The organism is Affinibrenneria salicis, from assembly GCF_008710095.1.
Map to the genome: position 1 here is coordinate 183,452 of NZ_VYKJ01000006.1, position 23,334 is coordinate 206,785.

At 60.3% G+C, this 23,334-nt stretch carries 24 protein-coding genes; 16 read left to right on the forward strand and 8 right to left on the reverse strand.

Going from position 1 to position 23,334, the window contains the following annotated elements:
- The first annotated feature begins 152 nt into the window (after positions 1–152).
- Positions 153–1,736: an RNA repair transcriptional activator RtcR gene (gene rtcR / locus FJU30_RS13550; RefSeq protein WP_150435502.1), complete on the forward strand. Its 1,584-nt coding sequence runs from the start codon at positions 153–155 to the stop codon at positions 1,734–1,736.
- A 25-nt stretch (positions 1,737–1,761) separates the two neighbouring features.
- On the opposite strand, the gene FJU30_RS13555 is transcribed toward rtcR, so the two are convergent.
- Positions 1,762–2,646 carry a LysR family transcriptional regulator gene (locus FJU30_RS13555; RefSeq protein ID WP_150435503.1) on the reverse strand — a complete coding sequence of 295 codons (885 nt, stop codon included), beginning with the start codon at positions 2,644–2,646 and terminating at the stop codon, positions 1,762–1,764.
- 159 nt (positions 2,647–2,805) lie between these two features.
- Here FJU30_RS13555 and FJU30_RS13560 point away from each other — a divergent pair, with 159 nt between their 5' ends.
- Both FJU30_RS13560 and FJU30_RS13565 read left to right on the forward strand, forming a co-directional pair.
- The gene (locus FJU30_RS13560) at positions 2,806–3,033 is read left to right on the forward strand and encodes a hypothetical protein (protein WP_150435504.1); all 228 of its coding nucleotides are present in this window, start codon (positions 2,806–2,808) and stop codon (positions 3,031–3,033) included.
- A 100-nt stretch (positions 3,034–3,133) separates the two neighbouring features.
- On the forward strand, positions 3,134–3,820 hold the full coding sequence (locus tag FJU30_RS13565; protein WP_191091597.1) for an HAD family hydrolase: 687 nt from the start codon (positions 3,134–3,136) through the stop codon (positions 3,818–3,820).
- Positions 3,821–3,852: 32 nt separating this feature from the next.
- Here FJU30_RS13565 and FJU30_RS13570 read toward each other — a convergent pair whose 3' ends face one another.
- The 6 genes from FJU30_RS13570 to FJU30_RS13595 all read right to left on the reverse strand — a co-directional run bounded on the left by FJU30_RS13570 (position 3,853) and on the right by FJU30_RS13595 (position 9,708).
- Entirely contained in the window at positions 3,853–5,193 is a 1,341-nt protein-coding gene (locus tag FJU30_RS13570) for a purine-cytosine permease family protein (RefSeq protein WP_150435506.1), read from the reverse strand.
- Positions 5,194–5,384: 191 nt separating this feature from the next.
- Positions 5,385–6,368 (reverse strand): 5-oxoprolinase subunit C family protein, encoded by a 984-nt coding sequence (locus FJU30_RS13575; protein ID WP_150435507.1) that lies wholly within the window; start codon positions 6,366–6,368, stop codon positions 5,385–5,387.
- Entirely contained in the window at positions 6,358–7,239 is an 882-nt protein-coding gene (locus FJU30_RS13580; protein ID WP_150435508.1) for a 5-oxoprolinase subunit B family protein, read from the reverse strand. Before FJU30_RS13580 ends, FJU30_RS13575 begins: the two co-directional genes overlap by 11 nt.
- A gap of 1 nt (position 7,240) precedes the next feature.
- A complete protein-coding gene (locus tag FJU30_RS13585) occupies positions 7,241–8,626 on the reverse strand; it encodes an acetyl-CoA carboxylase biotin carboxylase subunit (protein WP_150435509.1) in 1,386 nt (461 codons plus the stop codon).
- A gap of 24 nt (positions 8,627–8,650) precedes the next feature.
- Positions 8,651–8,899, reverse strand: coding sequence for an acetyl-CoA carboxylase (locus FJU30_RS13590; protein ID WP_150435510.1), 249 nt, complete (start codon positions 8,897–8,899; stop codon positions 8,651–8,653).
- Complete coding sequence (locus FJU30_RS13595) at positions 8,896–9,708, reverse strand: 5-oxoprolinase subunit PxpA (RefSeq protein ID WP_223881580.1); 813 nt, start codon at positions 9,706–9,708, stop codon at positions 8,896–8,898. The genes FJU30_RS13590 and FJU30_RS13595 overlap by 4 nt, the downstream gene beginning before the upstream one ends.
- A 128-nt stretch (positions 9,709–9,836) precedes the next feature.
- Between FJU30_RS13595 and FJU30_RS13600 the strand changes: the two genes are divergently transcribed.
- The 6 genes from FJU30_RS13600 (at position 9,837) to FJU30_RS13625 (ending at position 14,966) form a co-directional block, all read left to right on the forward strand.
- Positions 9,837–10,754, forward strand: a complete 918-nt coding sequence (locus tag FJU30_RS13600) for a LysR family transcriptional regulator (protein ID WP_150435511.1) — start codon at positions 9,837–9,839, stop codon at positions 10,752–10,754.
- A 450-nt stretch (positions 10,755–11,204) separates the two neighbouring features.
- Complete coding sequence (locus FJU30_RS13605) at positions 11,205–11,813, forward strand: helix-turn-helix domain-containing protein (protein WP_150435512.1); 609 nt, start codon at positions 11,205–11,207, stop codon at positions 11,811–11,813.
- Positions 11,814–11,909: 96 nt separating this feature from the next.
- Positions 11,910–12,674 (forward strand): transporter substrate-binding domain-containing protein, encoded by a 765-nt coding sequence (locus FJU30_RS13610; RefSeq protein ID WP_150435625.1) that lies wholly within the window; start codon positions 11,910–11,912, stop codon positions 12,672–12,674.
- A gap of 5 nt (positions 12,675–12,679) precedes the next feature.
- Positions 12,680–13,369 (forward strand): ABC transporter permease, encoded by a 690-nt coding sequence (locus FJU30_RS13615; RefSeq protein ID WP_150435513.1) that lies wholly within the window; start codon positions 12,680–12,682, stop codon positions 13,367–13,369.
- A complete protein-coding gene (locus FJU30_RS13620; RefSeq protein ID WP_150435514.1) occupies positions 13,366–14,058 on the forward strand; it encodes an ABC transporter permease in 693 nt (230 codons plus the stop codon). Before FJU30_RS13615 ends, FJU30_RS13620 begins: the two co-directional genes overlap by 4 nt.
- Positions 14,059–14,081: 23 nt before the next feature.
- On the forward strand, positions 14,082–14,966 hold the full coding sequence (locus tag FJU30_RS13625) for an arginase family protein (RefSeq protein ID WP_150435515.1): 885 nt from the start codon (positions 14,082–14,084) through the stop codon (positions 14,964–14,966).
- Positions 14,967–15,445: 479 nt separating this feature from the next.
- On the opposite strand, the gene FJU30_RS13630 is transcribed toward FJU30_RS13625, so the two are convergent.
- Positions 15,446–15,865, reverse strand: coding sequence for an Lrp/AsnC family transcriptional regulator (locus FJU30_RS13630; RefSeq protein ID WP_150435516.1), 420 nt, complete (start codon positions 15,863–15,865; stop codon positions 15,446–15,448).
- Positions 15,866–16,016: 151 nt separating this feature from the next.
- Between FJU30_RS13630 and ctlX the strand changes: the two genes are divergently transcribed.
- The 7 genes from ctlX to FJU30_RS13665 all read left to right on the forward strand — a co-directional run bounded on the left by ctlX (position 16,017) and on the right by FJU30_RS13665 (position 23,332).
- Positions 16,017–16,937 (forward strand): citrulline utilization hydrolase CtlX, encoded by a 921-nt coding sequence (gene ctlX / locus FJU30_RS13635; protein WP_150435517.1) that lies wholly within the window; start codon positions 16,017–16,019, stop codon positions 16,935–16,937.
- A 244-nt stretch (positions 16,938–17,181) separates the two neighbouring features.
- Positions 17,182–18,321, forward strand: a complete 1,140-nt coding sequence (locus FJU30_RS13640; RefSeq protein WP_150435518.1) for a transporter substrate-binding protein — start codon at positions 17,182–17,184, stop codon at positions 18,319–18,321.
- On the forward strand, positions 18,318–18,914 hold the full coding sequence (locus FJU30_RS13645; protein WP_150435519.1) for an ANTAR domain-containing response regulator: 597 nt from the start codon (positions 18,318–18,320) through the stop codon (positions 18,912–18,914). The genes FJU30_RS13640 and FJU30_RS13645 overlap by 4 nt, the downstream gene beginning before the upstream one ends.
- Positions 18,911–19,759, forward strand: a complete 849-nt coding sequence (locus FJU30_RS13650; RefSeq protein WP_395858563.1) for an ABC transporter permease — start codon at positions 18,911–18,913, stop codon at positions 19,757–19,759. Before FJU30_RS13645 ends, FJU30_RS13650 begins: the two co-directional genes overlap by 4 nt.
- On the forward strand, positions 19,759–20,682 hold the full coding sequence (locus FJU30_RS13655) for an ABC transporter permease (RefSeq protein ID WP_150435626.1): 924 nt from the start codon (positions 19,759–19,761) through the stop codon (positions 20,680–20,682). Before FJU30_RS13650 ends, FJU30_RS13655 begins: the two co-directional genes overlap by 1 nt.
- Before the next feature lie 12 nt (positions 20,683–20,694).
- Positions 20,695–22,302 (forward strand): ABC transporter substrate-binding protein, encoded by a 1,608-nt coding sequence (locus FJU30_RS13660; RefSeq protein ID WP_150435521.1) that lies wholly within the window; start codon positions 20,695–20,697, stop codon positions 22,300–22,302.
- Between the two features lie 82 nt (positions 22,303–22,384).
- Positions 22,385–23,332, forward strand: a complete 948-nt coding sequence (locus FJU30_RS13665) for an acetamidase/formamidase family protein (RefSeq protein ID WP_150435522.1) — start codon at positions 22,385–22,387, stop codon at positions 23,330–23,332.
- The last annotated feature ends 2 nt before the right edge of the window (positions 23,333–23,334 follow it).

The window sequence follows — 23,334 nt, forward strand, 5'->3', positions numbered from 1 at the left end:
AGCGAAAGACGTGCCAGTTTTTTCATGAAGCAATAAATTTTAATAACATAATGAAAAATAAATAAATTATTTTTATCGTGCGCCGACGATGTTTGCATGAAGGGTAAATTAATTTATATTTATAGATAGTATTTTATATCAATGGATAGACTATGCGACGCAGAGTAGTGATAGGCGTACTGGGCACCACCCTGGACAAGCGCGGCAAGCACAGCAATCGCTGGAACAAATGGCGGCCGACGCTGGGTTTGTGCCAGCACCCGGATTTACCCGTCGATCGGCTGGAGCTGTTGCATCAGCCGCGCGATCTGCCTATGGCACAGCAACTGGCCGGGGATATCGGACAGGTGTCGCCGGCGACCCGCGTGTGTCCGCATGAAGTGGCGTTGAGCGATCCGTGGGATTTTGAAGAGGTGTACCGCGCGTTCCTCGATTTCGTCAGCCAGTATCCGTTCGATACGGAAAACGAGGAGTATCTGGTACATATCACCACTGGTACGCATGTGGTGCAGATCTGTTGGTTCCTGCTGACCGAGGCGCGCTATTTGCCCGCCCGACTGCTGCAAACGGCGCCGGCGCACAAGTCCGAACGCCCGGCGCCGCAGGGCGTCTACTCGATTATCGATCTCGATCTCAGCCGCTACAGCACGCTGACCAGCCGTTTCCTGCGCGAGCAGCAGAGTTCGGTGTCCTTTTTGAAATCCGGTATTGAAACCCGCAACGCCACCTTTAACGCGCTGATCGATCAGATTGAGCGCGTTGCGTTGCGATCTTCCGCGCCGATGCTGCTCACCGGCCCGACCGGCGCGGGCAAATCTTTCCTCGCCCGGCGCATCTATCAACTGCGCGAGTCGCGCCATCTGGTGCAGGGGCGTTTTGTCGCCGTCAACTGCGCCACCCTGCGCGGCGACAACGCTATGTCCACGCTGTTCGGCCACGTTAAAGGCGCCTTTACCGGCGCGCTGCAGGCGAGAACGGGACTGCTGCGCGAGGCGGACGGCGGCATTCTGTTTCTGGATGAAATCGCCGAGCTGGGGCTGGATGAGCAGGCGATGTTGCTGAAGGCCATCGAGGAAAAAAAATTCTTTCCCTTCGGCTCTGATAAAGAAGTCAGCAGCGATTTTCAGCTGATTGCCGGCACGCACCGCGATATGCGCGCGTGGATCGCGCAGGGGCGTTTTCGCGAAGATCTGTTCGCGCGTATCAATATGTGGACCTTTCCGCTGCCGGGGCTGGCGCAGCGCCGGGAAGACATTGAGCCCAACGTGGCGTTCGAGCTACAGCGTTTTACGCAGTCGCAGCAGACTCAGGTGCGTTTTGACAAGGATGCGCGTCAACGCTACCTCGCCTTCGCCTGTTCAGAACGCGCGCGCTGGCGCGGCAACTTTCGCGAACTGGGCGCTTCCGTCGCGCGCATGGCGACGCTGGCGGAGCAGGGGCGCATCACTCTGGCGTTGGTGGAGGAAGAGATCGGCCGTCTGTATGACCACTGGCAGGATGAGAGCGAACCGGCGCTTCCGGCCGCCGTCGGCGAGATTGACCTGTTCGAGCGCAGCCAGCTGGAGTCTGTGCTAAAGGTCTGTCGCCAGGCCGATACGCTGTCGGCTGCGGGGCGTCAGCTGTTCGCCGTCTCGCGCCAGCAGAAAAAGCAGCCCAACGACGCCGACCGGCTGCGTAAATATCTGGCGCGCTTCGGTCTGAGCTGGGAGACCGCGCACGCCGCCGGCACTGACTAACGCCGTGACTGTCGTCTCGCGCGGCTCAACTGACGGCCTCTGCCGGCTGCGGCGGCGCGTGGCGCCGGCAGGTGGCGATAAACAAATCGCGCACCGGGTCGGCCTCCTCCGGGTTCCACGCTATGCCGGATTGCCAGCGAGTCTCGGGCAGCGGCAGCGTTCTGATATTCTCCATGCCGAGGTAGACGCAGCTTTCCGGCAAAATACTGACGCCGGTGCCCGCCGCCGCCAGCGCCAGCAGGGTGAGAATATCATCCGCCTGTTGGCTGATGTTGATATGCAGCTTCTTCTGTTCCAGGTAGAGCAGCACTCGCCGGTTCAGGCTCGAACAGCGCACGTCGCTCATCCGTAAAAACGGCGCGTTACGCAGAATAAAGTCGACCGGTTGATCCACAAACAGATCTTTATTCACGGCCAGCACCAGGTTATCGCTGATTAAGGGAAGGGCGGTTAACGGCGCGCTGACCGGCAGGCGCAGAAAACCGACCGACAGTGTGCCGTTCAGCAGCCGTTCTTTTTGTTGCGCGGAGGCCATATCGTTCAGGTTAATGGAAATGCCCGGGTGCTCGGTTTTAAAACGTGAAATTAAATCGGGCGCCAGCCGCAGGCTCGACAGACCAAAACCAATATTTAAATGGCCGATATGACCGGCCGAGGCGAACTGCACCCTGTCGAGAAACGCTTTCTCTTCCGACATAAAGCGCCGGGCGCTGTTTAACAGATATTGTCCGGCGGCGGTGAGGCGCGCGCCCGTTCTGCCGCGGCTGAAGAGCGTCAGCCCCGACTGCTGTTCCAGCCGGTTAATTTTTTTCGTTAATGCCGACTGAGTAATAAACAGGCGGGCGGCCGCTTCGTGGTAAGACCCCGCCTCCGCCAGCATAATAAACGCCTTAATAAGCCCCGTATCCATTCCATCTCCTCATCGAACGATGAAACATATTCATTATACCTGATTGATATTATTGACTATATCTGGTTTCCCCCACATTGCGCTGACGTCAACTGCCCCCATTTTCGCCGCGCGCGGGCGGATATCTGTCAGACATAGCGAGTATCCATGAGGTGCACGGTGGAAAACTATATTTTTCTGATTAAGCACGAAACGATAGTCCCAATAGCGTTAACCGAACAGGAGTGCGGGACGCTGATTATCCGCCTGATAGAACAGGCGTTTTATCTCTCGCCCGTCTCCGTCAGAGCGGTGAGCTCTCATCTGGCGCTGAATAAATTTCAGGACGTGTTCAGGCGCATGGGCCGCCTGCGCTGCAATGACATTAAGCGGGGCCGGCAGTGCTGAACGACGATCCAGTGAGGACATGCCCGTTATTTCTGCGGCGGCAGAGGGATTAAGCCCGTTTCCCCGACGCCCGGTTGTTTGTGAGGACAGGAGCTGCCCTATGCAAAAGATTACTACTGTACTGTTTGATTTAGATGGCGTCATCGTCGATTCCCGGGCGGTGATCGCCGCGGCCTGGCGTCAGGTGGCGGCGCAGCATGCTATCGCCATCAGCGATGAGCAACTGGAGAAATATATTATCGGCGCCGCCGTGCAATACACGCTGGAGCGGATTTTTCATGCTTTCGATGCCGACGCCAGGCGGAGCATTGCTCAGCAACAGGAACAACTGGAGGTGGCGGCGGACTATGCCCTGCTGTCGGGGTTACTGCCTTTTTATCGCGCGCTGTATGACAGAAACGTGCGCATGGGCATGGTAACCGGCAGTTCGGGCAATAAGGTGCGCAGTATTTTACGTCAGCATCCGCTGGCCGGTTTTTTCTGCGTGGTGACCGGCGACGATGTGGCGCAAGGCAAACCGCACCCGGAGTCTTACCGCAAGGCGATGGAATTCTGGCGCGCGGAACCGCAGGAAACGCTGATCTTTGAGGATTCGGACCACGGCATTATGGCTGCGCGCCGGGCACAGGCGCACTGCATCGCGGTAGGCAACTTCCTCTCGCCGGCCCGCTTCGCGATCGGGGATTTTAACGACGTATTTATCGCCGACGATGGGCGCATCATGCTCAATTCTTACGATCTGGATGAAGATGGGATGGTGGATACCGGACTGTACCTGCCGGCGTAAAGGCGCACCCGCCGGACAGCGGGTGCGACAGGTTAGGGTTTTTCCGTAGTCATCAACGTTTTCTGCGCCGCCATACGCGCCTGGCGGGCGAGCAGATGATAGATCAGAAAGGCGAGCACGAAGGTGGCCGGCGCCGACAGGGTCGACCACTGGCTGCCGCTGTGCATCAGAATAATACCGACGATGACGCTGCCAAACCAGGCGATCAGGCCGCTGGGGTTGAAGGTGACTTGCCTGGCGGGCGGCGTCTGACGGCCGGACAGCAGAATACTGCTGAGCGCGATGCCGACCCAGGCGACCACGAACACGCCCTGGTAGGCCAACGCCTGCAGGATGTAGGCGAATACGTCCGCCAGCATCAGCAGGTAAACCACGACGCCGACGATGCAGGCCCACAGGATGCGGCGGAAACGCAGGCGGAACAGACTATCGAAAAACACCTGCATGTTAAGGGTGGCCAGATAATAGTTGGCGGTATTGATGCGCGTCTGGGTGACCCAGACGAAGACCAATCCCCACAGGCCGAGCAGATTAAGGATCGACAGCACCACCGCGGTTTCGCTCAGCGTCCCTTCGTGCGGAAAGCTGCTGGCGAGATAAATGCCGGCCACGCCATTGAGCAGAAAAGTGATCAGGTAAAAGGGCATGCCGAAATTGAAGCGGGCATGATAGCGACTGTCCTTCGGCTTGCCGAAACGGGCGTAGTCGAAGGTATACATCATCAGTATCCACACGCCCATATACGAGGTGAAACAGTTCCACCAGCCGTAGCGCGGCGGGTCGGCCGGCCCGAGCGACAGCCACTGCGGCTGATAGCCGTAATGGAGGATCGCCACCGCGACGGTGATAAACAGACCGATCAGATAGAACGGCAGCAGGACGCCGTTAAATTTGTCCAGCCAGTGCTGCACGCTGCCGAAAATCAGCGGCACGCTGTACAGCACCACCAGTGCGGCGGCCAGCGGATAGGCCAACTGCGGATACAGGTGGTTGAGCGCGAAGGCGATGACCGCGCCTTCGAATACGGCGTAGTAGATGGCGGTGGAAAAAAAGATCAGCGTGGCGAGGGCGGAGCCGATTCGACCGAACAGAGAGTGGGAGAACTGCGCTACCGACAGGCCGGTACGGATGGCGAAGCGCGAGATAATCGCGTTGATAATGCCATAACTGATGACCGATAACACCATACCGATAATGGCATTCCAGGCGCCGTAGGCGAGCGCCAGCGAGGCGCCCACCACGATGTAGAACAGCGCGCTGCATACCGCCCACCAGGCCATGGTGAGCGAGAGTTTCCCCATCCGTTCCGCGTCAGGCGTGTGTTGGTCGGCGAGCGCGTCGTCGTCGCGCGACGACTGAGATTGCTGGTGCATAATAGACCCCCGTCAATGATTTGTTATACCCGTCATACCTCAGGTTGCGGATGCGTTGGCCGCGCGGGAGCCGGCAGGCCGTTCTTCACCGTCCTGAAGTCGACCGGCTGTAGGCCGGCGTGTGATGGATTTCGCGGCCGGCTTGCGAATACGGCGCTCATCGCCGGCCGAAAATCCGCGGACCGCATGCCTCAGACAGCGGAGAGCCGCTGGCTGAGTTGCTCCAGTTTCTGACGCTGCGCCTGGCGGGCGCCCAGCGCCTGCTCCAGCGTGACGGGCACGAAACGCACGCGGTGATGAGGCTGAAGCTGGGCGATAATGTCCAGATCCGTGCTGATCACCGTACCCAGCGTCATATAGCCGCCGCCGGAAACGGCGTCCCGCAGCAGCACGATCGGTTCCAGTCCGCCCGGCACCTGGACCGAGCCGATGGGGTAGCAGGCATCGACGATGTTGGAGGGATCGGACCCCGCGCCGAACGGCGGGGTGCGCGGGTGGAAGGCCAGCGGCGCGCCGCCTTTGAGCCGATAGCCGATACGATCGGCCTCGGTGCTGACGTTCCACGTGTCGTCGAAGAAGCGGCTGACGGCGTCGTCCGTCAGGCGGTGAATATATAAGCCGGTGACCATGCGCAGCGTCACTTCGCGGGCCAGCGCGGGCACAAATTCGTCGGGCGCGCTCAGCCCCTCACGCGGGTCGGCGCGGGCGGCGTCGCCCAGGCGGATGACATCGCCCGCCTTCAGCGTGCGCCCCTGAAAACCGCCCAGCGCGCCGAGCGTATAGGTTGAACGGCTGCCGAGCACCTCGGGCACCTGAATGCCGCCGGCGACGGCCAGATAGCCGCGGCAGCCCGCGCTGGCCGGTCCGAAGCTCAGAACCTGCCCGTTCCGCACGCGAAATACGCTGTTCAGCGGCATGGGCTGGCCATCCAGCCGCGGGATCATCCTGGCGCCGCACAGCGCCACCAGCGCGTCGGCCTCGAATTGCAGTTCGGGGCCCATCAGGGTTAGCTCCAGCACCGCCGCATCGGGCGGGTTGCCCACCAGCAGGTTCGCCATGCGCAGGGAGTACTGATCCAGTCCGCCGGAAGGCGGGATGCCCAGATGGTAATAACCTTCCCGACCGCCGTCCTGCACCGAGGTCGCCAGTCCGGGCTTAATCACGTTAATCCGCATACAGCACCTCCTGAAGATAATGTTTGTACCCCTCTGGATCGGCGGTAAATTTATCCAGTTCGAAGGTGATCGGCCGGATGCGCAGCGCGAAGGCGCCGCTGTCCACTTCCTGCAGCGCCTGATCGTAGGCGTCGCGATCGATGGGGCGGAACTGGACGATGTCGCCGGCGCGGAAAAAGACCATCGATTCCCGCAGGTAAGGCAGGCGCTGGTTCGGATCGTAAATCGGCGCCGGCGTGACGCCGAACAGCTGGTAACCGCCGGCCCCGCGCACCGAGTAGATACAGCCGAAGCAGCCGCCGTGGCCCAGCGACAGGCGCGGCGTATCGGTGCGCGGCCGCAGATATTTCGGCACCTGCAGCTGTTTTTCCCGCTCGGTCATCTGGTACATAAACGGCAGACCGGCGACGAAACCGACCATCGAAACGAACCACGGCGTGCCGCTGTGCGCATCGATAAAGGCCTCGCTATCCTGAAAGCCGTTGATGCGGGCGGCGTATTCGAGATCGGTGGCGGAGGGATCCTGATGACGATCGCGAAAGCGCATCAGCGTTTCGTGCGTCCATGGATCGTTGTACAGCACCGGGATCTCGATGATGCGCGTCGCCAGGATCTGATCCGCCGACGCGTGCCGCTCCGCGAGCTGTACCTGTTCGAGCAGCGTCTGCGGCGCGAGCAGATCCGGATTAAAGCGGATCTGAAAGGAGGCGTTGGCCAGACAAATATCCAGTACGCCGGGCAGCGCCAGCTGTTCCACCGCCCGGGTGAGCGTCAGCGCGCGGAAAAAGGCTTCCAGCGACATGGACTCATCGATTTCGGCGAACAGATGTTCGTCGCCGCCGAAGCTATAGCGAATCGCACTCTTTTCCACGTTATACCTCCGGTAGCGCCGCCTGACTGGCGGTATGGCGCTCGGCCAGCCACTGTTCCAGCGCCGTGGTGTCGAAACGTCCGGCCAGCAGACGCGGGTCGTTGAGCAGCCACTGGTGCAGCGGCTGCGTGGTCTTGACGCCGCTCAGCCGCAGCTGCGTCAGCGCCTGGCTGGCGCGCGCCAGCGTCTGCTCGCGCCGCTCGCCGTGTACGATCAGTTTGGCCAGCAGCGAGTCGTAATAAGGGGGAATCGGGTAGCCGCTGAATACGTGGCTGTCGACGCGGATCCCGTCGCCGCTCGGCCAGATCACGTTGTCCAGCGTTCCCGGACAGGGAAAGAAGCCGCGATCCGGGTCTTCGGCGTTGATGCGCATTTCACAGGCGCAGCCGTGGATGGCGATGTCCTGCTGGCGCAGCGTCAATTTTTCGCCGCCGGCAATGCGCAGCATCCACTGCACCAGATCGACGCCGGTAATCATCTCCGTCACCGGGTGTTCCACCTGGATACGGGTATTCATCTCGATAAAGTAGAACTGCCCGCTGTTTTCATCGAACAGATACTCAAGCGTGCCGGCCCCGCGGTAGCGCAAATGCTGCGCCAGACGCAGCGCGCTGTCGCACAGCGCCTGACGCTGGGCTGCGGACAGGGCCGGCGAGGGCGCCTCTTCGAAGATTTTTTGTCGCCGTCGCTGCAGCGAACATTCTCGCTCAAACAGGTGGATCGCCCGCTCGCCGTCGCCGAGGATTTGCACCTCAATGTGGCGCGCGCGCGGAATGAAGCGTTCCAGATAGATGGCGCTGGAGCCGAAGGCCGCCTTTGATTCGCTTTGCGCGATGGGAAACTCCCGCGCCAGCTGCTCATCGCTGGCGGCGGCGCGAATGCCGCGTCCGCCGCCGCCCGCCGCGGCCTTGATCAGCAGTGGATAACCAATTTCGGCGGCGCTGCGCAGGGCCGCATCCAATGTTTCCAGCACTTTCGAACCGGGCACTACCGGCACGCCGGCTTCCTGCGCGGTGCGGCGCGCGGCGGCCTTATCGCCCATGATGCGGATCGTTTCGGCCTGCGGGCCGACATAAATCAGACCGGCGTTTTCCGCCAGTTGGGTGAAGTGGGCGTTTTCCGACAGAAAACCATAACCGGGGTGCAGCGCGTTGGCGCCGCTTCGCAGGGCGGCCTGCAGCAGCGCCTGAGGATTGAGGTAGCTCTGGTCGGCCCGCGCCGGGCCGATAATTTGCACTTCGTCGGCCATGCGTGCGGGCAGGGAGTCGGCGTCGGCCTCGCTGCACGCCGCTACGGTCGGAATACCCAGCGCCTGCGCCGCGCGGATAATGCGCACGGCGATTTCTCCCCGGTTGGCGATCAGCAATTTTTTTATCGCGCTGTTCATCGTTATTTAATCTTCCTTTTCTTATCAGGAATCAGTTTTTATTATGGCTATTATCTGCCCGGGTTCGATGGCCTCACCATTATTGATGGCGAACGCCTGTAGTTGGCCTGTCTGCTCAGCATAAATTTCAGTAAATTGCTTCATTACCTCAATCAGCCCAATCACGGTAGTGCTCTCTACCGTGTCTCCCGGATTAATAAACGGCGGCGATTCTGGCGCCGGCTGCCGGTAAAAAATGCCAGGTAATGGCGAGATGATTTCATGAGTGCTCATTTCTGTAACTCCTGGGTTTTATTTTCCGGCTGGCCGTGACGGAAAATATGTTCTGGTGATTTTATTTTTATTCCTGAAGCCGTTAATAAGTCATGCGTTGTTTTAAGCACCTCATAGGCGCCGGGGGTGTCGCTGTGAATACAGATCGAGTCAAAAGAGATGGGAATATCCTTACCCTCGGTGCTCAGCACCTTGCCCTGCTGACAGGCGCGCAGCACTTTACGCGCGATCTGCGCCGGATCGGGCGGTGCGACCCGGCGGGTGAAGACGATAGAACCGCTGTTGTTGTAGTCCCTGTCGGCATAAAATTCGCATACTACCGGTTGTTCAAGCTCCAGAGCGATATTCCATACTATTGAGCCATGCATGCAGTACAGCAGCAGATCGGGCGCCAGAGCATGCAGCGTGGTGATGAACAGCCGCGCGGCGGCCTCGTCCTGCGCCAGGTGCATATATAATGCGCCGTGCGGTTTTATATGGCGCAACGGCACGCCATACAGACTGGCGAATTCCCGCAGGGCACCTATCTGATAAATAACGTCATTAATCAGCTCCTGCGGTTCAATATGCATATGCCGGCGGCCAAAACCGTGCAGATCGCGAAATCCCGGATGTGCGCCGACGGAGACATGGTGATATTTTGCCAGTTCGACCATTTGGCGCATAATATTTGGATCGCCAGCGTGAAAGCCAGTTGCTATATTGGCGGAACTGACGAGCGGCATTATTTTTTTATCAATATTGTCGCCAACAACCCAGTGGCCAAGATTCTCGCCCATATCGGCATTAATATCGACTTTATTCATCATAAATATTTCTTATTTGTGGCGTGGATGTTTAAAAATAATATAGGAATAAAGCATTAATGACGAAAAGAAGTATTTTTTGATGGCTTGCCATCTGAAAAACAGATCGCTCACTGTTCGGGGAAAAACTTATGTTAACACTGCGTCAGGTTCGCTACTTTGTCGCCACGGCTGAACTGGGCCAGGTCTCCCAGGCGGCGATTCAGCTGAATATTTCGCAATCGGCGGTCACCAGCGCCATCCAGGAACTGGAGCATATGCTCGGCAAGCCGCTTTTTCTGCGTTCGGTGCACGGTATGACGCTAACCGAAAGCGGCGGTTATTTTCTCAATCACGCCTACTCTATTCTGCGCAGCGTGGATGACGCGGTGAACCTGCCGCTGACCGATAACCGTATCCAGGGCTCGCTGCGGGTGGCGGCCAGCTATACGGTCATGGGCTATTTTCTGCCGTTCCATCTGCAGCGGCTGTCGCTCGGCTTTCCGCGCATCGATATCAATCTATATGAGCGCGAACGCGAGGATATCGAAAAGGGGCTGCTCGAACATGCGCTGGATATGGCGCTGGTGCTGACCGGCAACCTGACTCATCCTTCGATCACCGCCGAAACGCTGTTTAATTCGGAGCGACGGCTGTGGCTGCCAAGCCGGCATCCGCTGTGCGACAAGCCGCAGGTCAGTCTGACGGATGTGGCGAATGAGCCGTTTATTATGCTGACGGTGGATGAGGCCGAGCAGAGCGCCATGCGCTACTGGGAAGAGTGCGGACGCCGGCCGCGGGTGATGCTGTGCACCAGTTCGGTGGAGGCGGTGCGCAGCATGGTGGCGAACGGGCTTGGGGTCGCCATCCTGTCCGATCTGGTTTACCGTCCCTGGTCGCTGGAGGGGCGGCGTATCGAAACCCGTTCGCTGACCGATAATGTGCACCCGATGAGCGTGGGGCTGGCCTGGCGCCGCGATATCGAATTTACCCCGCCGATGCAGGCGCTGCGCCAGTATTTCCGCAGCGCGTTTCTGACGCCGCAGTTGAATACCTCGCGCGCCCGCTAGCCGGCGCGGCGCATAAAGCGATGGACGGCGCGAGGGCGGGGAACCGGCCGGCGGCCGAACGGCTTTCGCTTCTCTGTGCGGCGCGCGCCTTTCCCGTTCATCGTCCGCCCGCGTTTGCACCAAATAGCGGCAGATTATTCCATCATGTGGCACATCCCGCGCCGATGACGGCGAAAATTGAACTTCCATGCAACTTTTTACGCCTGTCATAAGGCGAATTTTTTGCGAATTTATTGAGCGTCCGCGCTTTTCCCTTATTCCTTAAAGGCGTTTTTCATCCGGACTCATGTCTTTATTTTATTTAATTTCAATATGATGTTTCTATTTTTCTTTGGCGGGAACGGTGCGTGATCTGAGCGGGAATGCACAAAAAATTGTCGAAGACGAAAAGTGGCATGGGAGATGCAGGTAACCATAAAAGTTACCTAATATGCAACAAGAGGGTGCGGGATGCCTCATTCAGTTCATGGCGACCAGTCAGAGAGTAGCAGGAAAAGCGACGTTGCCGAAGATTTTAACGTGGGGATACGTTTGCGCGCGCTGCGTAAGGCCAAAGGGATGCGCATTGAAGAAGTCGCGCAGCAGGTCGGCGTCAGTAAATCGTTTATCAGCCGGCTGGAGCGCAATGTGACGCAGGCGTCGATCGCCACGCTGCTGCGCGTATGCGAGGTCGTGGGCATTACGCCGTCAAAACTGTTTGATCCGCCGTCGACCAACTTTGTCCGCGCCGGCCAGGGCACGCCGATCAGCCTCGGCGGCGAGAACATGCGCGAGTACCTGATTAGCGGCGCCGGCAACGAAGAGATGATGGTGCTGTTTTCGGAGATCGATCCCGCAGGGGGCTCCGGCACGGAGCCTTATACCCTGAAGGCCGCTCAGGACATGGTGCATGTTCTGAGCGGCAGCCTCGAAGTGGTGATTGAAGAGCAGCGTTATGTGTTGAGCAAGGGCGACACGCTGACCTTTAAACCGTCGTTGCCCCATACGTGGCGCAATACTTCGGCTACGGAGGTGTGCACCGCCATTTGGGTCATTGTGCCGCCGCCGATGGGCGCCTGATCGCGCGCGGCGCCAGACGACATATCAGTGATAAGCGAACGGGCCGCGGCCCGTTGCGAGATGACGTATTAAACGAACCAACCAGAGGATGTAATGATGAAAAAGATGTCAAAAGTGCTGCTGGCTGTCGCTGCTATGAGTCTGGCAGGCTCGGTGCTGGCCAACGGGCCGATCACCATCGCCACCGACGCCACCTTCCCGCCGTTTGAGTCGGTGGACGACGCCGGCAAGCTGGTCGGCTATGACATTGAGCTGGCGGAGGCGGTCTGCAAAGCGGCCGCGCTTGACTGCAACATTATCAATGCCGCGTGGGACGGCATGATCCCCGGCCTGATCGCCGGCAAGTACGACGCGCTGATCTCGCAGTTGACGGTGACCGACGCGCGCCGCAAAGTCATGGCGTTCAGCGATATCTACGAACGTCCGGTGTTCCGTTTCGTGGCGCGTAAAGGCGCGATTAGCGATACCTCGCCGCAAGGCATGAAGGGCAAAGTCATTGCGGTGCAAACCGGCACGCCGATGGACGCCTGGGTGTCGAAAAATTACCGTCAGAGCACCATCAAACGCTACGACGGCGGCAGCGCGCCCTATCTTGACCTCGCCGCCGGCCGCGCCGATGTACATATGAGCTATGAGGCGCAGATTATTCACAGCTTCCTGAAAAAAGAGAGCGGCAAGGACTACGAGCTGGTCGGGCCGCGTCTGACCGGAAAAGACGCGCCGGAATTCGGCGAAGGCGTGGCGATCGCCATCAATAAAAAGAATAGCGCCCTGCTGGAGAAAATTAATCAGGGACTGGCCAGCGTGCGCGCCGACGGTCAACTGGACGCGCTGAATAAGAAATACTTCTCCGCCGAGTGACAGCCATGTCTGGTAACTATTTTTTCATGGTGATCGGCGCGGGTTGGGTGACGCTGCAGCTGGCGCTGGCCGCCCTGCTGCTGGCGGTGCTGATCGGTCTGCTGTGCGCGCTGGGCAAACAGTCCGGCGTGCGCTGGCTGAACTACATGATCTCGCCTTATACCCTGCTGGCGCGCGGTATTCCGGATCTGGTGCTGATGCTGCTGGTTTTTTACAGCCTGCCGGCGCTGCTCAATAACGGGATAGCGCTATACGGCGGGGAGTACCGCGTGGAATTCAGTCCGTTTACCGCGGGCTTTGTTACCCTGGGCGGTATTTTCGGCGCCTACATGACCGAAACCTTCCGCAACGCGCTGATCAATATTCCGCGCGGAGAAATCGAAGCCGCGCAGGCGTTCGGTTTCAGCGCCGGCAAGACCTTTCGCCGCATTGTGCTGCCGCAAATGATCCGTCTGGCGCTGCCCGGCTTCACCAACAACTGGCTGGTGCTGGTGAAGGCCACCGCGCTGGTTTCCCTGCTGGGGCTGGAGGACATCATGTTTCGCGCCCGCAGCGCGGCGGAATCGACCGGCCAGCCGTTCACCTTTTATCTGCTGGCCGGCGGCTTTTATCTGACCATCACGCTGCTGTCGGTGCTGGCGCTGCGCCGGCTGAGTCAACGCTATTCGCTGGGCGTGCGCGAGGTGGAGCTATGAGCTGGGATATCATCGGCGAGAATCTCTGGATGTACGCCGACGGCACAGGGCTGACGCTGCTGCTGACGCTGGTTTCGCTCGGCATCAGTTTCTTTCTGTCGCTGGGCCTGGCGCTGGCGCTCAACAACGCGCCGCGCGCGGTCCGCGCGCTGATCGAACTGTATACCCTGATTTTTCGCGGTACGCCGCTGCTGATTCAACTGTTCCTGATCTACTACGGTCTGGCGCAGTTCGAGCTGCTGCGCAGCAGCCTGCTGTGGCCGTGGTTATCCAGTCCGCTGGTCTGCGTGCTGCTGGCGTTCGTGCTCAACACCACCGCCTATACCACGGTGATCTTCGCCGGCGGACTGCGCCATTTGCCGGCCGGCGAAATCGAGGCGGCCCGCGCCTACGGCATGTCGTTTCCGGTACGCGTGCGGCGAATTCTGTTGCCCGCCATGCTGACGCGTTCGCTCTCGCTGTACGGCAATGAAACCATCATGATGCTGCACGCCACCTCGCTGGCCAGCACCGTCACGCTGATGGAAATCACCGGCGTGGCGCGCAATATCAGCCTGAATTATTACATTCAGTTCGAACCTTACGTGACGGCCGGTCTGATCTATCTGGCGCTGACGCTGTTGCTGGTGGCGCTGTTTCGCTATGCCGCACGGCGCTGGGGCGGCTATCTGCAGTCGTCGCGCGGCTAATATTCTTCTGTATTGAGGCAGGTATGAACAACAAAAGACAGTTTGATTTATGGGGCGTTCCTTTCGATGGCGAATCTTCCCTCGGCTGGCCGGGGTCGCGCTATGCGCCGGCGCGGGTGCGCGAGTGCGCGCGCTGGATCAACATGCGCATCCAGCAGGGCAAAGTCTATTGCCTGGAAACCGACACTCAGATGGAGGTGGGCGAACAACTGCTGGTCGATCGCGGCGATGTGAAAGTCATCCCGAACGATACGCTGAAGACTTTCGATGCCGCTTCGCAGGCGGTGCGGACTTCGATTGAAAACGGGCGGGTTCCCGTGGTGATCGGCGGCGACGATAGCCTGCTGTTTCCGGTGGCGCGCGGCGTGCATGATGCGCTGCCCGGCCGCATCGGGATTATTCACTTCGACGCTCATCTGGACCTGATGGACGAGAGCGAACTGCAGGGGCGCCACAGCCAGTCGAGCGGCATGCGGCGTTCGCTGGAGCTGGCGCGCATCGCCCCCGCCGACTGTATCCAGGTGTGCGAGCGTCACTTCAACTTTCCGGCCTCCGGTCAGTTCAAACACGAGCACGATTTAGTGCACCTGTCTGCGCGCGAAGTGTTGCGTCTGGGGGCGGAGGAGACGGTCGCGCGTATTCTGCAGCGGGTCGCGCAGGCGGATCACCTGTTCCTGTCGTTCGATATCGACTCGGTCGATCCGGCCTTCGCGCCGGGCGCCGGCGCGCATGAGCCCGGCGGCATCAGTTCCGATCAGGCGCTGCATATGGTGGAACTGCTGGCGCCGCACTGCGCGGCGATGGCGATTACCGAAGTCAATCCGACCAAAGACGTCGGCGACATGACCTCGACGCTGGCCGCCTATCTGGCCTTTACCTTCGCGGTGTACGGCAGCCAGGTCAAATAGAGGTTGCCGGCAGCGTCGGCGCTAAGGCCGGGATAGCCGGGCTTAGCGCGCCGTGCGGAGCACATCCCCGGGTTCCGCACGGCGGGCGGCGCGACGGCTCCAGGCCGGAGCCCGGAAAATTTGTCGGCGGCTCAATCCGCTACGCCCCTCGCGGCGCTTTGCCTGATAACGAACGCGTGATGGATATCCCCTTGATACGTCAGGCTGTAGGGGCGTCGGTTTTGTGACTCGCTGTTGCAGGGCCGCGGCCAGCGGCGTTCAACGCGCCTCCCGGCCGCGTTGTCGCTCACCCCGGTCGCATATTGCGATAAGCTGCCGGAGATGAATGAGAGGTATTCTGTTTCTCACCGAAGGTCAGCCGTTGGCTGGACACATTCGTTGCCGGCGAGTGCGGCGCCGGGTCACCGCCCTGCTGCCGCTCTGATGATTTTGGCTATAGCCCTGGGTTTTCTTCCCGTGACGCTTTTCGCCGGCGTAAATCAGACTTTGCGCGTGGACAGCAGAATGCTGGTTTCGCTATTGGCTACGCCGGGTATACGCCGGATTCTTCCCAGCAGACTGTCAAATTTACCCAGCGTATCGCAATGAATTTCCACCAGAATATCCCAACGCCCGTTGGTGGTGTGCAGCGTGGCGATCGCAGGTTCGCCTCTTAAATCCTGAATAATGGCGGCGGCTTTGTTGCCTTCCACCGCAATGCTCATCCAGGCGCGGATACGATCATCCTGCTGCGGTTTTAGCCGCACGGTGTAACCCGCGATTTCGCCGCTGCTCTCCAGCAGCCTGATTCTTTTTTGCAGGGTGACGCGCGATACGCCGGTTTTTTTCGCCAGTTCGCTGATCGGCAGGCGAGCGTTGTCGCGCAGCAGAGCGATGATTTTACGGTCGATGTCGTTCATTGGATAATTTGTCAATGAGGTATTATCAAATTGATTAATTATTTTTCATATTGATCAGAGTGTCAACTTATCGCTTTACATCTTTATTCGTATTCTGGTGGTGCGGCGCAGGCTGGCCAGCGCGGGGATTCATCCGTTATTCAGGGGCGATATGCAGACAACAGATACGGTATTTATGGTGCGTCCGGCCTTGTTCGCGCGCAACGCGGAAACGGCGCGCAGCAACGCTTTTCAGCAGGCCGATGTTCGGCTGGATCGTCGGCGGATCCAGACGCAGGCGCAGGAAGGGTTCGATCGTTATGCGGCGGCGCTGACGGCGGCCGGCGTGCGGGTGTGGGTGTTCGACGATCGGGTGGAAAACGAAACTCCCGATTCGCTGTTTCCAAATAACTGGATCACGCTGCACGCCGACGGGCGCGTTATTCTGTATCCGATGGAGGCGCTCAACCGGCGGCGTGAGCGTAATCCCGCGCTAATCGCGCAGCTGGCGCGCCATTTTGCGCTGAAAGAGATTATCGATCTGTCGCATCATGAGCTGGCCGGTCACTATCTTGAAGGCACCGGCTCGCTGGTGTTCGACCACGTGAACCGTATCGCTTATGTTTGTCGCTCTTCGCGCAGCACGCCGACGGCGATGCGCGATCTGCAGTCGCGCCTGCCTTACCGCGTGATCTGGTTCGACGCTTACGATCGCCAGGGCAACCGAATCTATCACACCAACGTCATGATGAGCGTGGGCATCAAATACGCCGTGGTCTGCCTGGCGGCGATCGCCGACGGCCGGCAAAGGCTGGCGCTGGAAGCCGCGCTGCGGGACAGCGGAAAAATCATTATGCCGATTTCGCTGCAGCAGGTTGCGTCGTTTTGCGGCAATATCCTCGAACTGAGAGGGCAGGACAATCGTCCGGTGATCGCCCTGTCGGAACAGGCCTGGAGCGCCTTCGATGAACAGCAGCGCGCCATGTTGTCCGATTACGCCGCCATTGTCCGCGCGCCGATCGAGATTATCGAACGGCTGGGCGGCGGCGGCGCGCGCTGCATGATTGCGGAAATTTTTTGTCCGCCGCGCTGACGGAGCGGTATCGTTCTGCCTTATGGTGGTGCGTCATTGATCAATTTTGGGGCGGCGCACCAAAGAGGGGATCGATAACGTACTGATGTTAATAAGATAATAATCTGGCATGGATCTTTCATAGCTATTTGCAACAAGCGGGGCGCGGCCCGTAAGTCTTGATACAGATTGCGTTGTCCAGGTAACGAAGCCTGAATGCCCTTAGGGGCGTTCAGGCTTTTTTTATTGATAAAGGATTGGTCTGATGCGTTCGAATATTGATGTCGGCATCTTATTTTCCACCGACGGCACCTACCGCTACATGGCGGAGAGCGCGCTGGCGGGGACTCAGCACGCGCTGGCGGAAATTAACGCCGATCCGCGCTACGACTTCAGCCTGCGCGCCAGCCACATTAACCCCGGCGGCAGTCTGAGCAGCTACGGCGAAGGCATGGAACAGCTGACTGGCGCCGGCGTGCGCCATATTTTCGGCACCATTACCTCCGCCAGCCGTAAAGAGATCATTCCCGATCTGGAACAGCATGACGCGCTGCTGTGGTACGCCAGTCCTTATGAAGGTTTTGAGAGCAGCGAACAGGTGATCTATCTCGGCGGCTGCCCCAATCAGACCCTGCTGCCGCTGTTGCGCCTGGCGCTGTCCAGCTTCGGCCGCCGCGCTTATCTGGTGGGATCGAATTATGTCTGGGGCTGGGAGAGCAACCGTATCGCCCGCGAGGCGATCGGCATCGCCGGCGGCGAGGTGCTCGGGGAAAAATACCTGCATCTGGGCCATACTGTAGTGGAAGATCTGGTTAATAACGTTATCGCCAGCGCACCGGAGTTTGTGCTCAACAACCTGGTAGGGGAATCTTCCTACGCGTTTCTGCGGCGGCTGGATGCCCGCTGCGCGGCGAGCGGTATTGATTTACCGGTGCTGAGCTGCAACCTCACCGAAGCGGAACTGAGCCAGATTGGCCAGCCGCAGGCGCTGCGCCTGCTGTCCTGCGGACCGTTTTTTGCCGGCGTCGAGCCGCTGTTTTGCGCTCGTCAGCGGCGTAAATACGGCTGGCGGCATTATTCTCATTATTACACCGGCGCCTGGCTGGCGATGATGCTGTTTGCCGATGCCGTCCGGCAGGCCGGCAGCGCCGATCCGCAGCGCGTGCGAGAGGCGCTGCACGCCGGCGCGCGGCAAACGCCGCTCGGGCCGTTGCGTATCTCGGCGCAAAATAACCATAGCTGGCTGCCCTGTCATATCGCGGAACTGCGCGACGGCGCTTTTCTGTTGCTGCACAGCGAGTCGCAGCCGGTCGCGCCCGATCCCTATTTAACGGCGACGGATCTACGCGCCGTTTTCGCCCCGGCGGTTAACCCGACGAGGCCAGTATTGAGGATAGTCAAATGAAAAAACTGTCTCCCCCCGATTTTGAAACGCAGCCGTTGCTGCTCGTGGACTGCGAAGCGCGCACCCTTGCGGCGCTGGAAAAAAGCCTGCCGCGCATGGGGGGACGCTGGTTGACGCTCGGCAATGACGCCGCATTGCCGACGGAGACGCCGTGCGCGGCGCTGGTGGAGCTGGAATATTTCGCCAGCCCGCAGGCGCTGACGCAGCTGAATGAACGCGGCGTGCCGGTGATTGCGTTGACCTCGCACGAGGCGCTGTCGCAGATCCAGCGCGCGCTCGATCTGGGCGCCACCGCGCTGCTGCCCAAACCGATCAATCAACGCGCGATTTACACCACCCTGATGATGGCGGTCGGCCTGCGTCAGCAGCTCAGCGAGCAGAGCGACGCGCTGGTTCAGCTGCGCGAGCGCGTGGCGCAGATTCCGCTGGTCAGCCAGGCGGTAGCGATGCTGATGGTGGAACATCAGCTGAACGAGCAGGACGCCTGGGTGCTGCTGCGCAGTGAAGCAATGCGCAACAACCTGCGTATTGAACAGGCGGCGGAGAAATGGCTGGCGCGCCGGCAGCGTCAACAGCAGGGAGGACGCCCGTGAGTTTGCCGTTAACGTTGTTGCGTCGTCCGATGCTCTGTCTGTCGGTGCTGTTTATTGTGCTGGTGGTGATCGCCGCGCTGTTCGCCCCGTGGTGTGCGCCGTTCGATCCCGCCGAGCAGTTTGCGGAAGGACTGAGCCTGGAAGGCGCGCCGCTGCCGCCCGGCGGTACGTTCTGGCTCGGCACCGATCTGCTGGGCCGGGATCTGCTGTCGCGGCTGATTTTCGGCGCGCGCACCTCGCTGCTGGTCGGCGTGCTGGCCAACGGCATGGCGGTGGCGATCGGCGTACTGGTCGGTCTGATCGCCGGCTATCTGCAGGGGCCGCTCGGCAGCCTGCTGATGCGCTTTACCGATCTGATGATGGCGTTTCCGGCGCTGCTGCTGGCGATCGCGCTGGCGGCGATTTTCCAGCCGAGCGTGTGGATCGTCGCGCTGGTGATCGCCATGGTGAACTGGGTACAGATCGCCCGGGTGATCTATGCCGAAACCTCGGCGCTCAGCGCGCGCGATTTCGTGGCGGTGGAGCGCACCCTGGGCGCCGGGTCGTGGCGTATTCTGACGGTCCACCTGATCCCGCACCTGGTGCCGACCATTCTGGTCTGGGCGACGCTGGGCATCTCCACCACGGTGCTGCTCGAAGCCACGCTGTCGTTTCTCGGCGTCGGGGTGCAACCGCCGATGGCCAGTTGGGGCAATATTATTTTCGAAAGTCAGACCTGGTTCACCTCCGCGCCCTGGCTGGTGTTCTTCCCCGGCGCGGCCATTGTACTGCTGTCGCTGGCGTTCAACATTGTCGGCGATACGCTGCGCGATGCCCTCGACCCGACGCTGAAGCGAGGTGAATGATGTTATTTATCAGTCGACGTTTACTCCATGCCGTTCTGATTCTGCTCGGCGTTACGCTGATCAGCTATCTGCTGCTGTTTATGCTGCCGGCCGATCCGGTGCGGCAGATCGCCGGGCGCAGCGCGTCGCCGGAGGTGGTGGCCAATATTCGCCATCAGCTGGGGCTGGATCTGCCGTTCTGGCAGCAGTACGCCAACTACCTGACGCGCCTGCTGCACGGCGATCTGGGCCGCTCCTTTATTCAGCGCAGCGAAGTCAGCGATCTGATCGCCGCGCGTATCCTGCCATCGCTGCAATTAATGGCGGCCGGCATTCTGTGCGAATTGATCCTCGGTATCGTGCTCGGCACTCTGGCCGCGCTCAACCGCGGCGGATTCGCCGATAAATTGCTGATGGCGCTGTCGTTTATCGGCGTCTCGGCGCCGCAATTCATCGCCGCCATGCTGTTTCTGTATCTGTTCGCCGTGCTGCTCGACTGGTTCCCAATGGGCGGCTACGGCGGCTTCAGCCATCTGGCGCTGCCGGCGCTGACGCTCGGCATTCTGGGCAGCGGCTGGTATTCGCGCATGCTGCGCTCGTCGATGATCGACGTGCTGCAGCAGGATTTCGTGCGCACCGCGCGCGCCAAAGGGCTGAGCCGGATGCGGATCCTGTTTCGCCACGTGCTGCCCAACGCCGTTTTGCCGCTGATCCCGATGATCGGCATCGATATCGGCGTGTTCCTGGGCGGACTGGTGGTGGTGGAGTCGGTGTTCGGCTGGCCGGGCATCGGTCAGCTGGCCTGGCAGGCGATACAGCAGGTGGATATTCCGGTGATCGTTGGCGTTACCACGGTTTCGGCGGTGGCGATTGTCGGCGGCAACCTCATAGCGGATTTGGTCTTGCCTTGGGTTGATCCGCGTATTGATGTCAAAAAACAGTAACAGGGGAAGAAGATGAAAAAGCGTTTACTGATGCTGGCAGTGGCGGCCGCCTGCTGTACCGCGGCGGTGCAGGCCGATGAAGCTAAACCGGGCGGCAACGCCGTGGTGACTTACCAGAACGATATCGCCACGCTGGATCCGGCCATTGGCTACGACTGGCAAAACTGGTCGATGATCAAGAGCCTGTTCGACGGTCTGATGGACTACCGCCCCGGCACCACCGAGCTGGTCACCGATCTGGCCGACGGCTATACGGTGTCCGACGACGGACGGGTCTACACCTTTACGCTGCGCAAAGGGGTTAAATTCCATAACGGCCGCGAGATGATCGCCGCCGACGTCAAATACTCGCTGGAGCGCGCGGTTAACCCGAAAACCCAGAGTCCGGGCGCCGGCTTCTTTAGTTCGATCGTCGGCTATGACGAGATGACGAGCGGCGCTGCGCAGCAGCTAAGCGGGGTCGAGGCGCCGAACGACAGTACGGTGAAGATTACCCTCAAAGAGCCTAACGCCACCTTCCTGCACGTGCTGGCGCTGAACTTCGCTTCCGTAGTGCCGCGCGAAGCGGTGGAAAAATGGGGCGCCGATTTCGGCAAGCATCCGGTCGGCACCGGCGCCTTCGAGATGAGCGAATGGAAATTGGGCCAGCAGCTGGTGTTCAAAAAGAACCCGGCCTACTTTAAATCCGGCGTTCCTCTGCTGGACAGCATCACCTTCGAGGTTGGCCAGGATCCGTCGGTCGCTCTGATGCGTCTGGAGCGGGGCGAAGTGGATATCGCCGGCGACGGCGTGCCGCCGGCGCGCTTCCTGCAGTTCAGACAGGATCCGAAATACAAAGGGCTGTTGGTGACCGGCGATCAACTGCAGACCGGCTACCTGACCATGAAGACCACGCTGCCGCCGTTCGATAACCTGAAGGTGCGCCAGGCGGTCAATATGGCGATCAATAAAGATCGCATCGTGCGCATCATCAACGGCCGCGCCGCGCCGGCCAATCAGCCGTTGCCGCCGGCGATGCCCGGCTACGATAAGAGCTACAAAGGCTACGGCTATGATGTAGAGCAGGCGAAGTCGCTGCTGAGCGAGGCGGGCTTTAGCCGCGGCTTCGACACTGAACTGTACGTGATGAATACCGATCCGCAGCCGCGCATCGCTCAGTCGATCCAGCAGGATCTGGCGAAGGTCGGGATTCGCGCCACCATCAAATCGCTGGCGCAGGCCAACGTGATTGCGGCCGGCGGATCGGCGGATCGCGCGCCGCTGGTGTGGTCCGGCGGCATGGCGTGGATCGCCGATTTCCCGGATCCCTCTAACTTCTACGGCCCGATCCTCGGCTGTTCCGGCGCGGTCGAAGGCGGCTGGAACTGGGCGCGTTACTGCAATAAGGCATTGGACGCGGCGGCGGCGAAGGCCGACAGCATGGCGAAGCCCGAACAGCAGCAGGCGCGCATTAACGCCTGGAGCAAAATCTTTACCGATGTGATGGCGGATGCGCCGTGGGTGCCGGTATTTAACGAGAAACGCTACACCGTGCACTCCGCCAGCATGGGCGGCGCGGACGCGCTCTACGTCGATCCGGTGCATGTTCCGGTCAACTACGACTATATCTGGAAAAAATAACGTCAGCGGCGGCCGCGAAGGCGAGCGCAGCCCGCGCGCCGGCGGCCGACAGAGTGACGGGATATTTATTGAGGAGAGAGGCATGTGTCAGAACTGCCTGGTAAAAACGATCCACCATGCCCAGCACCATTTCGGCTGGGATAATTCACTGACGCCGGTCGCGCACGTCGCCTCCGGCACGACGCTGGAATTTCATTGCCTGGACTCCGCCAACGGCTACTTTACGCCGGATTCCAGCGTGGCGGACGTCGGCGTGATGCCGTTCGATACGATTAACCCGGTCAACGGTCCGGTGTTTGTCGAAGGCGCGCAGCCCGGCGACGCGCTGAAAATCACCCTCGACGAGTTCCGTCCGTCGGGCTTTGGCTGGACGGCCAATATTCCCGGCTTCGGCCTGCTGGCCGATCAGTTCACCACGCCGGCGCTCACGCTGTGGAACTATGAAAAAGATACGCTGGCGCCCTGCGCGTTCGGGCGCTATGGCCGGGTGCCGCTGAAACCCTTCGCCGGCACCATCGGCGTGGCGCCGGCCGCGCCGGGCGTGCACTCGGTGATCCCGCCGCGCCGCGTGGGCGGCAATCTGGATATTCGCGACCTGAGCGCGGGCTGTACGCTGTACCTGCCGGTCGAGGTGGAAGGCGCGCTGTTTTCCATCGGCGATACCCACGCCGCGCAGGGCGACGGCGAAGTGTGCGGCACGGCGATCGAAAGCGCGATGGACGTGGTGGTGCGGCTGGAAGTGGTGAAAAACATGCCGCTGCCCGGCCCGCGTTTCTCCACGCCCGGTCCGGTGACCAGCCATCTCGATCGGGCCGGCTACGAGGTGTTTAGCGGTATCGGCCCCGATCTGATGACCGCCGCGCGCGACGCGCTGCGCTACTGCATCGACGCGCTGTGCCGCGAACAGGGGATGAGCGCCGAAGAGGCCTATATGCTCTGCTCCGTGTGCGGCGATCTGCGCATCAGCGAGATCGTCGACCAGCCGAACTGGGTGGTGTCGTTTTATTTCCCGAAATCTGTGTTGCAGTGAGG